Below are 14,820 nucleotides of genomic sequence, written 5' to 3' on the forward strand. Positions count from 1 at the left end.
GCGACGGACAACCGTCCGTCGCACCACCGCCTTGCCCGCTTACGTTCGTCCCGCTGTGAGCCGCCGGGCAACGGCGGCTCCTCATACGGGAGATCGGGAGTGCACACGTGCGCATCGGACTGCTTACGGAGGGTGGCTATCCGTATGTGAGCGGTGACGCCAGGCTCTGGTGCGACCGGTTGGTGCGCGGGCTCGGGCAACACGAGTTCGACGTCTACGCGTTCAGCCGCAGCGAGCGTCAGGAGGACGAGGGCTGGATCCCGCTGCCTCCGAACGTGCGCCGGGTGCGGACCGCTTCGCCGTGGCTGGCCGAGGACGACGGAGCGCTGCCGGGCCGCCGGGCGCGACGGCGGTTCGCGGAATGCTTCGGGGAACTGGCCGGGGTGCTGTGCGGGACGTCCGGGGGCGCGTCGACCTTTGCCGGGGGGCCCCACGAGGGTGCGTCGGCTCCTGCCGGGGGGCCTTCCGGGGCAGTGTCCGAGGATGCCCTGGGTGACGTTGGCGAGGTTCCTTCCGGGGCTGCTTCCGCCGGTGCGTCGAGCGCTGAGGCGGACCGTTTCGCCAACGCTCTGTACGGGCTCGCCGCACTCGCCCGCGAGGAGGGCGGCCTGGCGGGAGCCCTGCGCTCCGAGGCTGCCGTGCGCACACTGGAAGGCGCCTGTCGTGCGCCCGGCGCTCACCGTGCCGCGCGCGAGGCGCGCGTCCCCGATCTGCTCACCGTCGCCGCCTCCCTGGAGCGCGCCCTGCACCCCCTCGGGCTCGACTGGTACGAGGACGGCGGGCTCGGTGCCGTCGACCTCTGCCACGCCGCGTCCGGCGGCACGGCCGTGCTGCCCGGGCTGCTGGCCCGCCACTTCAACGGCGTGCCCCTGCTGGTGACCGAGTACGGCGTGCGCCTACGGTCGCACTACCTCACCGCCCCCGGCGCTCCGCCCGCCGTTCGGTCCCTGCTCGCGGCCTTCCACGGCCGGCTCGCGGCCGAGGCCTACGCCCGGGCCGAGGTCGTCACCGCCGGCAACACCCATGCCCGTCGCTGGCAGGAGCGCTGCGGCGCCGACCGCGCGAAGCTGCGCACGGTCTACCCCGGCATGGACGCCCGGCCCTACGCGGAGGTGGGCGAGACGCCGGAGTGTGCCGACCCTGGCGCGCTCGTGTGGGTCGGGCGGGTCGAGCCCGCCAAGGACCTGGTCTCCCTCCTGCACGCCTTCTCGGAGGTCCGGGCCCAGCAGCCCGGGACGCGCCTGCGCATCGTCGGGTCCCCGGCCGGCCCCGAGGGCGCGGCCTACCTCGCCCACTGCAGGGCACTGGCCGCCCAGCTCTTCCCCGACGAGGCAGAGGAGACCGAGGGCCCGCACACCCCCGGCGACAACCCGGTGTCCTTCGAGGAGATCGGCGGACCGGACCTCCCGTTCACCGCCGACGCCTACGCCTCGGGCGCCGTGACCGTGCTGTCCAGCGTGGTCGAAGGCTTCCCGATCAGCCTCGTCGAGGCCATGCTCAGCGGGCGCGCGACGGTGTCCACGGACGTCGGCGCCGTCGTCGAGGTCATCGGCGGCACGGGACTCGTCGTCCCGCCCCGCAACCCCCGGGCGCTCGCCGACGCGTGCGTGGCGCTGCTGCGCGACCCCGAGCGCCGTGCACGCCTGGGCGCAGCGGCTCGGGCCAGGGCCCTCGAACTGTTCACGGTCGAGCGAAACATCGAGGCGTTCCACGGCATCTACCTGAAGATCGTCTCGCGTGTGCCCGTCCGCCGGGTCCTCCTCGACGGGGCCGGCGAGCCGCTGCCCTTCGCGGTTCCCGCCGAGGCGCAGGTGCCGGTCCCGTGGAACACCTCGTCGCCGGGCCTCACCGCCCGCAGCGTTCCCAGCTGGGCCGCGGGCAGCCCCGTGCGCGCCACCACTCCCGTCCCCGCCCCGGAGAGAGCGCGATGAGAGACCTCGGAGAACTGGGCTACCCGGGTACCCCGGCCGGTCCGGGCACCCCGGCCGGTCCGGGCGTGTGGAACACCGACGGAGATCAGGCGCTCGGTGACGCGTCGCTCAAGCAGGAACCGGGCCCTGAGGAGCAGGCCTTATCGGAGGCGGAGCCGAACCCGCCGGGCCCCGACCGCGGCTCGTCGGCGAGCCCGCCGCCCGCCTCCGACCGTGCCGCGTCCGCGAGCCGCCGACCCCTCACCGACCGCACGTTGCCCGCCCCTGGCCGCGGTACCGCCGACCCCGTGAAGGCGCTGATGCACCGTCACCGTGACCTGTGCGCGCGCGCCGTCGACCCCCTCGAGATCGCGGCGGGCCTGGAAGCCCACGGCATCACCGACCGCGCCGCCGCCCGTTTCCGCCACCGGGACGTCTTCTCGCTGGCCGAGGAGATGTACGCCCGCGCCTCCCAGGACGCGGACGCGGACGCGCCCGCCCCGGCTGACGCGCCCGGTGTGCGTGCCGGCTGGGTCCTTCTCACCCTTCTGCCGGGCGTGCTGTGCGCCGGCGCCGTGGCCGCCGTCCAGCTCACCGACGGCCGCTCACGCCTCCTCGCGGCCTCGGCGGGCCTGTGTGCCGTGGTCCTGGCCCTCCGTGGGGCCCTGCGCCGAGGACCCCTGAGCAGGACCGACGCGGTCCGGCCCGGACCCCGGCCGGGAGCGGCACCGGGCCGGACCGCCCCGTGGGTTTTCTGGCTCGCCGGCTACTCCCTGCTGGGTGACGGCCTGCTCCACAGCGCCGTCACCGGAGGCCCCGACGCCCTGCCCACCGGCACCGCGGACGGCCCGTGGCCGCTCACCGCCGCCCCGGTCCTCGCCCTCACCTCGGTCTGCGCGCCCGCGGCCTGGCTCGCCCACCTCCTCACCGCACGCGCCCGCCGCCGACTCGCCTCCAGCCGGGGCCTGGAGGACTTCGCCGCCGCCGTACGACCGCTCCTGCTCGGCACCTTCGCCCTCTTCCTTGCCGCCCTCACGGCCCTGCTCGCCCTCAGCGCCACGGTCCTCGACGAGCCCGCGCCCTACGCGGAGACCCTGAACCTCGGCGCCCTGCTCTTCCTGGCCCGCCTCCTCACCGTCCACGGCTTCACCTACGCCCCGGCCGTGGTACTCGGCGCCACCGCCGCCCTCCAGGCGGCCGCCCTCGCCTCGGTCTTCGCCTCCCGCCTCCCCGGCTGCGGCTTCCTCGCCACGCCCGTCGACACCCTCGTCACCGCCTGGGGCACCGGCGCCGTCCCCACCCTCGCCTGCGCGGCCGGGGCCATGACCCTCCTGGTCCACGCGACCCGCAAGATCACCCGGGCCTCGGCCCACGCACCACAGGAGCCCTCACGGTGACCGCCCCGGACGGCGGCCCCACCGCCGAAGGCACCCGCTCCACCGTCCCTTCCGTCCCAAGGAGAACCGCATGACCACCCGCCCAGGAGCCCCAGCCGCCCCGGGAGCCGCACGATGAGAGCCCTGCTGATCGGAGCCAACGGCTACATCGGGCGTTTCGTCGCCGACCGTCTCCTCGCCGACCCCGCCGTCCAGCTCACCGCACTCGGCCGTGGCGACGACGCCGACGTTCGCTTCGACCTCGCGTCCGGCAGTCCCGGTGCCCTCACCCGCTTCCTCGACGCGGTCCACCCCGGCGTCGTCGTCAACTGCGCGGGCGCCACCCGTGGCGGCGCCCGCGAACTCACCCGCCACAACACCGTCGCCGTCGCCACCGTCTGCGAGGCCCTGCGCCGCAGCGGCTGCGGCGCCCGCCTGGTGCAGATCGGGTGCAGCGCGGAGTACGGCCCGAGCCAGCACGGCTCCTCCACGGCCGAGGACGCCGTGCCCCGCCCCGGCGGCCCGTACGGCGTCAGCAAGCTCGCCGCCACCGAACTGGTCCTCGGCTCCGGCCTGGACGCCGTCGTGCTGCGCATCTTCTCCCCGGCAGGGCCCGGCACCCCCGCCGGCTCCCCGCTGGGCCGCCTCGCCGAGGCCATGCGCCGCGCCATGCAGTCCGGCGACGGCGAGCTGAAACTGGGCGGCCTCGGCGCCCAGCGCGACTTCGTCGACGTCCGCGACGTGGCCCGCGCCGTCCATGCCGCCTCGCTCTCCGCCGCGCAGGGCGTCATCAACATCGGCTCCGGCCGCGCCGTGCGTCTGCGCGACGCCGCCGCGGTCCTCGCCCGTGTGGCCGGATACGGCGGCGCCCTCCACGAACTCGACGGCCCGCCCGGTGTCCTGCGCCCGGCCATCGGCCACCCCCGCCCCGACCCGGACCACGCGCCCCCGGTCGCGTATCCGTACCCGGACGGCTGCGGCAGCTGGCAGCAGGCCGATGTGCGCACCGCGCGCGACCGGCTCGGCTGGCGGCCCCGTATCGGCCTGGAGGAGTCACTCGCGGACATCTGGATGGAGGCGGCATGCCGTATCTGACCAGCACACGGTCCCGCACGCCGAGCACGGAGCTCCGCCCGGGCGTCGGTGTCCCCGGCTACGCGCATCCCCTCCTCGCCCCCACCGAGTGGGGCGCACTCACCCGCCCCGGCGTACCGCTGCACTGGGTGGTCCTCAACGTGGCCGACGGCCCCGGCAGTCGCCCCGACCCGCACTGCCTGGAGGCGGCCGACCGCCTGCGCAACGCGGGCGTCCGCGTCCTCGGTCACCTCGACAGCCGCTACGGCACCCGGAACCCCGGCGACCTGATCTCGGACGCCCACCGCTTCGTCGACTGGTACCAGGTCGACGGCTTCATCCTGGAGCGCTGCCCGGCGGACCACACCGGGCTGTCCGAGGTGCGCCGCGCGGTGGCCTCGCTCCGCGTCGTCCGTGACGACGCCCACATCGTGCTCGCGCACGGCATCCACCCCCACCCGGACTACGCCCGCCTCGCGGACCAGGTGGTCACCTTCTCCGGGCCGTGGAACGACTACCGCTGGTCGCAGGTCGCCGACTGGACCACCCACCATCCGCCCGAGCGCTTCTGCCACTTCGTCCATGGTGTGCCCCGCCCTCAGCTGGACGAGGCGCTGCGCATCGCCCGCCGGCAGGGCGCCGCGACGATCTGGCTCACCGACCGCACGGACGGCGGCGGCCGCGCCGACCCCTGGGAGACCATGCCCGGCTACTGGGACGAATTCGTCTCGAGGGTCGGAACAGGTGTCTCGGAATGAAAAAGCCCATGGCAGTGTTGCGGGGAGAACAACCGTAGTGATTGACCGACCAACGGAGTCCCCGTGTCGTTGCCACCCCTGGTCGAGCCGGCTGCCGAGCTCACCGTAGACGAGGTCCGCAGGTACTCCCGCCACCTGATCATCCCCGACGTCGGGATGGACGGGCAGAAGCGGCTGAAGAACGCCAAGGTGCTCTGTGTGGGCGCCGGCGGCCTGGGCTCGCCGGCGCTGATGTACCTGGCAGCCGCGGGCGTCGGCACCCTCGGCATCGTGGAGTTCGACGAGGTCGACGAGTCGAACCTGCAGCGTCAGATCATCCACAGCCAGGCCGACATCGGCCGCCCCAAGGCGGAGTCCGCCCGCGACAGCGTCAAGGGCATCAACCCGTACGTGAACGTGATCCTTCACGAGGAGCGGCTCGAGGCCGACAACGTGATGGACATCTTCAGCCAGTACGACCTGATCGTCGACGGCACGGACAACTTCGCGACCCGCTACCTGGTCAACGACGCCTGCGTGCTGCTGAACAAGCCGTACGTGTGGGGTTCGATCTACCGCTTCGACGGCCAGGCCTCCGTCTTCTGGTCCGAGCACGGCCCGTGCTACCGGTGCCTGTACCCGGAGCCCCCGCCCCCCGGCATGGTCCCCTCCTGCGCCGAGGGCGGTGTGCTCGGCGTGCTGTGCGCCTCCATCGGCTCCATCCAGGTCAACGAGGCCATCAAGCTCCTCGCCGGCATCGGTGAGCCGCTGGTCGGCCGCCTGATGATCTACGACGCCCTGGAGATGCAGTACCGCCAGGTCAAGGTCCGCAAGGACCCCGACTGCGCGGTCTGCGGCGAGAACCCGACCGTCACCGAGCTCATCGACTACGAGGCCTTCTGCGGCGTCGTGTCCGAGGAGGCGCAGGCGGCGGCCGCCGACTCCACGATCACTCCGAAGCAGCTCAAGGAGTGGATCGACGACGGCGAGGACATCGACATCATCGACGTCCGCGAGCCGAACGAGTACGAGATCGTCTCCATCCCGGGCGCCCGGCTCATCCCGAAGAACGAGTTCCTCATGGGCACCGCCCTGGAGGGCCTGTCGCAGGACAAGAAGATCGTCTTGCACTGCAAGACGGGTGTCCGCAGTGCGGAAGTCCTCGCGGTCCTGAAGTCCGCGGGCTTCTCGGACGCGGTCCATGTCGGCGGCGGCGTGATCGGCTGGGTCAACCAGATCGAGCCGAGCAAGCCGGTGTACTGAGCCGGATCCGGCCTGACGCTTCCAGCGGCGGGGGTCTCGCGCATCACGGTTGCGCGGGGCCCCCGCCGTCGTCAGGAGCAGACCTTGCCGTCCTCCGGCACCGAGCCGTTCAGCAGGTACGCGTTCACCGTGGAGTCGACGCAGTCGCTCCCACTGCCGTAGGCACCGTGTCCCTCGCCCCGCCAGGTGAGCATCACTCCGACACCCTTGCCCAGCTCGTCGGCCATCCTCCGGGCGCCCTCGTACGGGGTGGCCGGGTCGCCGGTGTTGCCCACCACCAGGATCGGCGCCGCGCCGGGTGCGCTCACCTCCGGTGTGTCGTGCTGTCCCGGCACCGGCCAGTCGTGGCACCAGCCGGCTGTGTCCCAGCCGAGGAACGTCCCGAAGGCCGGGGAGATCCGCTCGAACTCCGGCAGCAGCTTCCTCGTCTCGGCCGCCGTCGGCCGCTGCCGGTCGTCCAGGCACGATATGACCCGTTGCGAGTGGGTGGTCGTGCCGTAGCGGCCCGACGCGTCACGTTCGTTGTAGCCGTCGGCGAGGGCGAGCAGCTCCGAGCCGTCCCCGCGCTCGGCCGCATCGAGGGCGCTGGTCAGCGTCGGCCAGCTGTCCTTGCCGTACAGGGGCAGGATGATGCCGGTGACCGCGAGCGTCTGGGTCAGCTCGCGCCCCGCAGCGCCCGTCGGCAAGGGCCGGGCGTCGATCCGCCGCAGCAGGTCCACGATCTTCCGGGTGCCCGTCCGGGGGTCCTGACTGGTGGACTTCAGGTAGTTGTCCAGCGCGCGCTGGAAGCCCCGGGCCTGGTTCCGGGCGTGGCCGACGGTGTCGGCGGCCGGGTCGACGACCGCGTCCAGCGTCATCCGCCCGACCTTCTCGGGGAACAGGTGGGCGTAGGTGCCGCCCAGTTCGGTGCCGTAGGAGATGCCGAAGTAGTGCATCCTCTGGTCGCCGAGAGCCTGCCGGATGCGGTCCATGTCGCGGGCCGAGTCGGCGGTCGAGACGTGCGCCATCAGTTTTCCGGCGTCCTTCTGGCAGCCCTTGCCGAACGCGGCGGCGTCAGCGAAGTAGGCCTTCTCCTCGGCGGGGGTGTCCGGGGTGACGTCGACCGTCTCGGCCGCCTGGATCTCCCTGTCGCCGCGGCAGCGCACCCCCTCGCTGGCGCCCACCCCGCGCGGGTCCCAGCTCACCAGGTCGTACCGCTCACGCAGGCGCGAGACGGTCGGGGCGTACGACGGCATCATGGACAAGCCCGAGGCGCCCGGCCCGCCGAAGTTGAACACCAGCGAGCCGGCGCGGTCGCCGCCGCGGGCCGTGGCGCGGATCAGCGCCAGCCCGATCTTCTCGCCGTCCGGCTTCGACCAGTCCAGCGGCACCTTCAGGGTCGCGCACTGCCATTCGCTGCCCGGGGCGGGCCCGTCGGCGGTGGCCTTGCAGCGGCCCCAGGAGAGAGAGCCCTTGCCGTCGTCCGCCGACGAGCCGGTGCCGCAGCCGGCGGCCAGCAGGGCCGAGGTGGCCGCCAGAGCGGTCCACCGTACGAAGCGCGTCATTGCCCATCCCCCCTCGCAGGCCGTCCGCTTCGTGCTGCGGATGGCGGTCAGGCCATGGTAGGCAGATTCCCCGGCGGCCGTTCCAGCCTGTGGATAACCATTTGACCTGCGGTTTTGTCGGGACCTGTGCCAGGCTCAGGTGCAGACGGTCCCTGCCGGAGGCACCTTCCCGTCCAGCAGATAGCCGTTCACGGCGCCCTGCACGCACGTGTTCTGGCTGTCGTAGGCGCCGTGCCCCTGCCCCCGGTACGTCAGCTCGACCCCGACGCCCTTGCCCAGGGCCTCCACCATCGCCCGCGCCCCCTCGTAGGGCGTGGCCGGGTCGCCGGTGTTGCCGATGACCAGGATCGGCGGGGCGTCCCGGGCGCTCACGTCCGGGTGATCGGCGGCGCCCGGCACGGCCCAGTCGGTGCAGCTGACCATGCTCCAGGCCAGGTAGTCGCCGAACACGGGGGACGCGGCCCGGAACTCGGGGAGCTTCCCCTCCACGTAGGCGGTGTCGTAGCGGGCTTTGTCGTCGGCGCAGTTGACGGCGGCGTTGGCGGCGGCGATGTTGCTGTACTCGCCGTTCTCGCTGCGCCCGTTCATCGAGTCGGACAGCAGCATCAGGGTCTGGCCGTTGCCGTCGTACGCCTCCTGCAGGCCCTCGGTGAGGAACTCCCAGAAGTCCTTCGAGTACAGGGCCTGCGCGATGCCGCTCGTCGCGGCGGTCTGGGTCAGCTGCCGGGGGAAGATGCCCGGGATGGGCCTGCGGTCGAGGTCGGCGAGCAGCTTGGCGATACGGTCCTTCACGTCCTGCGCGCTGGTGCCGATGGGACACTCCTCGGTCTTCGACACGCAGTCCTCGGCGAAGTTGTCGAGTGCGAGCTGGAAGCCCTCGGCCTGTCCGAGCGAGCCCTGTTCGGCGTTCTCCGTGGGGTCGACGACTGCGTCGAACACGGCCCGCCCGACGTGCTGGGGGAAGAGGTGGGCGTAGACGCCGCCGAGTTCGGTGCCGTAGGAGATGCCGAAGTAGTACAGCTTGTCGTCGCCGAGCACCTGGCGCATCAGGTCCATGTCGCGGGCCGCGTCGGTGGTGCGCACGTGGGGCAGCATCCTCTCGGAGTTCCGCTCGCAGGCGTCGTTGAACTCCTTGGTGTTGTCCAGCAGCTCGGTGCGCTCGGCGGCGTCGTCGGGGGTGGCGTCCTGCTGGAAGTACGCGTCGAGCTGCTGGTCGTTCTCACAGATCACGGGCGCGCTGCGGCCGACGCCGCGGGGGTCGAAGCTGACCAGGTCGTAATGGGTGCGCAGGGTCCCGTAGCCTTCCGCGAAGGCGGGCAGTGCGGTGACGCCCGAGCCGCCGGGGCCGCCGAAGTTGAAGATCAGCGAGCCGATGCGCTCGCTCGCTGTGCCCGTGGTCCTGACCCGGATCAGCTCCAGGCCGATCGTGTCGCCCTTCGGGTCGCCCCAGTCGAGCGGCGCCTTCATGGTGGCGCACTCCCATTCCCCGTCGTCCGGCATCGGCGAGGGCGGGGCGCCTCCGCCCTGGGCCTCGTCCGGAGCCGGGCACGCCTTCCAGTCCAGGTCCTGGCGCGTGAGGTCCCGGTCCTCGGCGCCGTCACCACCGCATCCCGCCAGCACGGAAGACAGCAGCACGGCGGTGGCGGTCAGGGCGGCGGCGCGCAGCCGGAGCAGGGCGGGCATGGTTCCATCCTGCGGCTGCGCCGGGCGGGGCGCTCGGGACGGGTGCCGTATGAGGGAGCAGGGACGGGTGGTGGGCAAGGGCTCCCTCACCTGCGGTGGGAACCCCCGGCGGGCCCGGCGGTCAGAGGGCCTGCTTGCGCGTGAGGTGGTTGAAGGCCAGCCAGCCCGGCAGCACGGGCAGCCACAGCGTCAGCAGGCGGAACAGCAGGACAGCCGGTGCCGCGACCTCCTTGGGCAGCCCCACGGCGATCAGACCGACCGTCAGAGTCGCCTCGACCGCGCCCACACCTCCTGGCGTCGGCGCCGCGGAGCCCAGCGCGTTGCCCGCGAGGAACACGACGGCGACGCTGGCGAGGCTGATCGAGGTGGACTCGTCGCCGAAGGCGCGGATCGACGCGTCCAGGCACATCACGAAGCAGGCGGTCAGCAGCAGCATGCCGCCGATGCCGGTGACCAGCTTCTGCGGTCGCTGGAGCACGTCCAGCATGCGCGGCACGACACCGGCGAACAGCGAGCGCACGCGCGTGACGACGAACTTCCGCAGGAAGGGCACGGAGGTCACCACCAGCACGAGTACCGCCACCGTCAGCAGTCCGGCGATGACCGTCCGGGACGGCGACAGCGACGGCGTCTTCTCCGTACCGGTCAGATAGCCGAAGGCCAGCAGCATCAGGATGTGGCAGCCGAGCCCGAACAGCTGGGACGCGCCCACACTCGCCACCGCGAGCCCCGGCCGCACGCCCGCGCGCTGCAGGAAGCGCGTGTTGAGGGCGACTCCGCCCACGGCCGCCGGGGCGACGATCTTCACGAAGGACCCGGCGACCTGCGCCGCCACGGTCCGCAGGAACGGCACCCGCTCGGGCACGAACCCCAGCAGGGCCATCGCCGCCGCGAAGTAGCTGCCCATAGAGAACAGCACGGCCGCGGCGACCCAGCCCCACTCGGCGTTGGCGATGAGCGGCCCGAACTCGATGTGCGTGAGCTGCGTCAGCAGGAAGTACGCGCCGATCGCGCCGGCGATGAAACTGATCAGCGTGCGCGGGCGCACCCGCTCCAGCCGGGCCGGCTCGACCGGTGCCTGCGGCCGGATGCGCAGCACCTGGTGGCGGATCTGCGTGAGCAGGTCCTCCTCGCGCGCCTCCTCCAAGGCCTCGTCGATCGCCCGCTTCTCGGCGCGCTGCTCCGCCCGCACAGCCTTCTTGTCGGGCTTGTCCGGGACCGGTACGGCTTTCTCAGCGTCCTCCTGGAGGCGGGCCTGCTTGGCCTGCTGGGACGCATCCAGCACCGCCTCGCGCTCGCGCTGGGCGCGCTCCCTGGCCAGTTTGCGCAGCGTCGCGCGCGTGGAGCGGCTGAGCGCGATCGGCTGGAGCATCGGCAGACAGCCCGCCACCGCGTCCGGGCCGAGCACGCCGACGGCCGAGGCCACCGCCCGCTCGGCGCCCACCCGCAGGCCGAGGGTCACCAGCAGCTGGGAGATGTCCATGCGCAGCAGCAGATCGCCGGCCGCGATCTCGCCGACGCGCAGGTCGGTGAGGATCACCGTGCCGGAACGATCCACCAGGATCGCGTCGCCCACCAGCCTGCGGTGCGCGATGCGCCGGGACTGCAGGGCCTTCACCTGGTGCCAGGTGTCCCGCAGCAGGTCGTCGGTGATCTCCTCGTCCGGCAGGGAGTCGAGGGTGCGGCCGCCGGTGTGCTCGTAGACGAGCATCACCGCGTCGGGGCCGAGCTCGGAGGTGGCGATCAGCTTGGGCGCGTTGGCGCCGGCCGCGATGGCCGCGTACGCCAGCAGTGCCTCCTGCTCCAGGCCCTGCCGCAGGGACTGGAGGCTGCTGCGGGTGGCGAAGCCGCGCAGGGTCAGGTTGCGCCAGGCGCGGTAGAAGAAGCCCTGCGCCTGCTGCTCCCGGTCGACGACCGTCACGTCCAGCGGCGGGCCGTCCTCCAGGGTGACGAAGTACCGCCGGCCGCGGTCGCCGGTGTCCGGCTGGTCCGAGGTGTCCTCGCGGGACGCGCTGACCGGCCTGAAGCCGACCGTCCTGAGGCCCGCCATCAGCGTCTGGCCGGTGGGCCGGACGTTGGGGGAGCCGACCGCGTAGAGCGTGCCGTAGGCCACGGTCCAGCCGATCAGCACCGTCAGGATGATCGAGAACGGGGTGGTGTACCCGGTGACGAGCATCGAGAAGGCGTCGAGCAGCAGCACGACCCACAGCACCGCACGCCATCGCGGTCTGCGTGACATGCCGACGGCGGTCATGTACGCGATGACCGGGGCCAGATAGCCGTGCACGGGGTCGGTCAGCGCGTGGACGTCGCCGGGGGAGGGCTGGGTGAGCGCCTCCTGGATGGAGTGGGGGGCGGCCCGGGCGACCCACAGGTCTGTGGCGAGCGTCACCCCGTGCGCGAGGACGGCCGCGAGGACGCCGTCGGCGATCCTGAGCCCGTCCCGTTTGATCAGCCGCTCGATCGCGAAGGCCACCGGCACCAGCAGGATGGCGATGCTGGAGGCCAGGCCCGCGATCTTGATGAGCAGGTCGGGCGCCTGCCCGGTGCCCTTGTTGATGTCCTGTTCGAGGCCCGAGGTGGTCCCGTGCGCGAAGGCGGCGATCCCGATGAGTACCGCGATGGCGAGCACACCCACCAACAGCCGCATGAGGTCCGAGGGACGGTGCACGCGCGCGGGGAGCAGCGGTTCGTCGCCGTCCACCGCGTCGATGTGCGCGACGGCGGGCTCCTCGGGGGCCTGCCGGGCCTTCTTGCCGGGCCCCTTGCGGCCGCGGTTCCCGGTGTCCGGGCGCGACGCAGCGTCAGGGGTGCCCTCCGTGTCCTCGGGGTGCGCGCCCTGCTGCTTCATCGTCTCTTCTTGGTCTCGTATCACCGGTCACCGCCCGCACGATGGTGGCATGCCACACCGACACACGGGGGCATCAGGGTGCACATGCGGGGGCGGACAGTCTGCCTGACACGCTCCGGCCGGGTGGGGGAAACGCTCCGGAGCACGCACGTCCCTCTGTCGGTGGTGTGGGGCAGGATGGGGCGGATGAGTGAGCAGAGCCCTGAGGGGGGCCGGTCCGGGGAGGAGCGCGCGGAAGCGCTGCCCGCCTACGCCGAGCGGGTCCTCGACGTCGCCGAACTGATCCCGCCGGGGCGGGTCATGACCTACGGGGACGTCGCCGAGTGGCTGGACGAGGGCGGGCCACGCCAGGTGGGCCGGGTCATGGCGCTCTACGGGGGAGCCGTCCCGTGGTGGCGTGTCGTCCGCGCGGACGGCGTCCTGCTCCCGGGCCACGAACAGCGGGCGCTCGGCCACTACCGCGACGAGGGCACGCCCCTGAAGGAGGCGAGCCGGGCCGCCGAGGACCACCTGCCGCGCATCGACATGAGACGGGCGCGGTGGGACGGCGGCGAACGCGCGGTAGGTCACACTTGACAGCTTCGGCCATCGGGCGGCCTGCCGTGTGACCCGTGATCCGGACGGGGGAATCGGGGCACACCGCCGCCATGACGTACGTTCGAGAGGCGAGGAGCATGAGCGCCACGTGTGCCAAGAGTGACCTGCGGGAAGAAAAGGAAGCCCTCCTTCCGCCTCGGTCGTCGACGCAGCGTCGGCCGGGAGTGTCCCCGTCATACCGCGGTCACCGCTCGCCACGCGCGCGAGGGCCCGCCAACCAGCACATCCACCAGGACCGGCGAACCACGTGAGCTCCACTTCCTCCATCAGCGGCCCGCCGCACTCCCGGGCGCGGCAGGGGAGCCATGGCGCTTACCGACTGGTACGTACCCCTCCCGCCCGAGAGAACCCCCCTCTTCTGGACGCCTCACAGCGTTCCGTGGTTGACCACTCCGGCGGACCGCTGCTCGTCCTCGCAGGTCCGGGCACCGGCAAGACCACCACGCTCGTGGAGTCCGTGGCCGAGCGCCTCGAGCGCGGCGGGGACCCCGAGCGCGTCCTCGTCCTCACCTTCAGCCGCAAGGCAGCCGTGGAGCTGCGCGACCGCATGGCCCTGCGCACCGGCGCGGCCCGCGCTCCCATGGCGACCACGTTCCACTCGTTCTGCTACGCCCTGATCCGCGCCCACCAGGACAGCGACCTCTTCGTGGAGCCGCTGCGGCTGCTGTCCGGCCCCGAGCAGGACGTCTCCGTACGGGAACTCCTCGCGGGCCAGGTGGACCTGGAGCGGCTCGGGCTCGCGCACGTCCGCTGGCCGGATGACCTGCGCGCCTGCCTGACCACCCGCGGCTTCGCCGACGAGGTCCGCGCGGTCCTCGCCCGCAGCAGGGAACTGGGCCTCGGCCCCGACGCCCTCGACGCCTTCGCCCGCCGCACGGGACGCCCCGACTGGCGGGCCGCGGCCGCCTTCCTCGCCGAGTACCTCGACGTGCTCGATCTTCACGGCGTGATCGACTACGCGGAACTCGTCCACCGCGCCGTGCTGCTCGCCCGCCGCCCCGAGGTCGCCGCACGGCTCGCCGACCGGTACGACGCCGTCTACGTCGACGAGTACCAGGACACCGATCCCGCCCAGGTGCGGCTGCTGCACGCGCTGGCCGGCGGCGGGCGCACCCTCGTGGCGTTCGGGGACCCGGACCAGTCGATCTACGCGTTCCGCGGGGCGGACGTGAACGGCATCCTGGAGTTCCCCTACTCCTTCCCGCGCGCGGACGGCCGCCCGGCGCCCGTCGCGGTGCTGCGCACCTCCCGCCGCTCCGGCGCCGCGCTGCTGGCCGCCACCCGGCTGCTGACCCAGCGCATGCCGCTGACCCGGCTGCCCGCCGAGAAGGTGCGCGCCCACCGCGAGCTCGCCGCGGTGCGGGACGGCGGCCGTGTCGAGGCGTACACCTTCCCGACGACCGGGACGGAGCTGGACAACATCGCCGACATCCTCCGCCGGGCCCATCTGGAAGACGGGGTTCCGTGGGGTGAGATGGCGGTGCTGGTGCGGGCCGGCTCCCGCACGATCCCGACGTTGCGCCGGGCGCTCACGGCGGCGGGCGTCCCGGTGCACGTCGACGGCGACGACCTGCCGCTGCGGCACGAACCGGCGGTGGCACCGTTGCTGACGGCGTTGCGTGCGGTGGCCGCGGCGGAGTCGGGACCTTCCGGGCCACGGACGGCACAGGCGGGGCCTGCCGGGGCTGGGACGGCAGAGGCGGTATCTCCCGAGCCTGGGACGGCGCAGACGGGGCCTTACGGGCCCGGGACGGCAGAGGCGGTACATCCTGGGCATGGAACGGC

10 protein-coding genes are annotated in these 14,820 nt (G+C 72.9%); 7 read left to right on the top strand and 3 right to left on the bottom strand.

Annotated elements, in window-relative coordinates; translation table 11 throughout:
- Positions 1 to 107 precede the first annotated feature (107 nt).
- The 5 genes from ACFW6P_RS05455 (at position 108) to moeZ (ending at position 6,360) form a co-directional block, all read left to right on the top strand.
- Entirely contained in the window at positions 108 to 1,931 is a 1,824-nt protein-coding gene (locus tag ACFW6P_RS05455) for a DUF3492 domain-containing protein (RefSeq protein ID WP_386355464.1), read from the top strand.
- On the top strand, positions 1,928 to 3,307 hold the full coding sequence (locus ACFW6P_RS05460; protein ID WP_386422992.1) for a hypothetical protein: 1,380 nt from the start codon (positions 1,928 to 1,930) through the stop codon (positions 3,305 to 3,307). Before ACFW6P_RS05455 ends, ACFW6P_RS05460 begins: the two co-directional genes overlap by 4 nt.
- A gap of 114 nt (positions 3,308 to 3,421) precedes the next feature.
- Positions 3,422 to 4,381 carry an NAD-dependent epimerase/dehydratase family protein gene (locus ACFW6P_RS05465; protein WP_386422994.1) on the top strand — a complete coding sequence of 320 codons (960 nt, stop codon included), beginning with the start codon at positions 3,422 to 3,424 and terminating at the stop codon, positions 4,379 to 4,381.
- Positions 4,369 to 5,118 (top strand): spherulation-specific family 4 protein, encoded by a 750-nt coding sequence (locus ACFW6P_RS05470; protein ID WP_386422996.1) that lies wholly within the window; start codon positions 4,369 to 4,371, stop codon positions 5,116 to 5,118. The genes ACFW6P_RS05465 and ACFW6P_RS05470 overlap by 13 nt, the downstream gene beginning before the upstream one ends.
- Before the next feature lie 63 nt (positions 5,119 to 5,181).
- Entirely contained in the window at positions 5,182 to 6,360 is a 1,179-nt protein-coding gene (gene moeZ, locus ACFW6P_RS05475; protein ID WP_386355474.1) for an adenylyltransferase/sulfurtransferase MoeZ, read from the top strand.
- Positions 6,361 to 6,431: 71 nt separating this feature from the next.
- Here the strand turns inward: moeZ and ACFW6P_RS05480 are convergent, their stop codons facing one another.
- The 3 genes from ACFW6P_RS05480 to ACFW6P_RS05490 form a co-directional block, all read right to left on the bottom strand.
- Positions 6,432 to 7,904: an alpha/beta hydrolase gene (locus tag ACFW6P_RS05480; protein ID WP_386422998.1), complete on the bottom strand. Its 1,473-nt coding sequence runs from the start codon at positions 7,902 to 7,904 to the stop codon at positions 6,432 to 6,434.
- Between the two features lie 135 nt (positions 7,905 to 8,039).
- Positions 8,040 to 9,587, bottom strand: a complete 1,548-nt coding sequence (locus tag ACFW6P_RS05485) for an alpha/beta hydrolase (RefSeq protein ID WP_386355479.1) — start codon at positions 9,585 to 9,587, stop codon at positions 8,040 to 8,042.
- Positions 9,588 to 9,708: 121 nt separating this feature from the next.
- Complete coding sequence (locus ACFW6P_RS05490; RefSeq protein WP_386355482.1) at positions 9,709 to 12,438, bottom strand: lysylphosphatidylglycerol synthase domain-containing protein; 2,730 nt, start codon at positions 12,436 to 12,438, stop codon at positions 9,709 to 9,711.
- A 186-nt stretch (positions 12,439 to 12,624) separates the two neighbouring features.
- Between ACFW6P_RS05490 and ACFW6P_RS05495 the strand changes: the two genes are divergently transcribed.
- Positions 12,625 to 13,014, top strand: coding sequence for an MGMT family protein (locus tag ACFW6P_RS05495; RefSeq protein ID WP_386355484.1), 390 nt, complete (start codon positions 12,625 to 12,627; stop codon positions 13,012 to 13,014).
- A gap of 400 nt (positions 13,015 to 13,414) precedes the next feature.
- The coding region (locus tag ACFW6P_RS05500; protein ID WP_386422999.1) for an ATP-dependent helicase at positions 13,415 to 14,820 on the top strand (1,406 nt) is incomplete at its 3' end.

Origin of the sequence: Streptomyces sp. NPDC058741 (assembly GCF_042746715.1) — a bacterium.
Classification (GTDB): Bacteria; Actinomycetota; Actinomycetes; order Streptomycetales; family Streptomycetaceae; genus Streptomyces.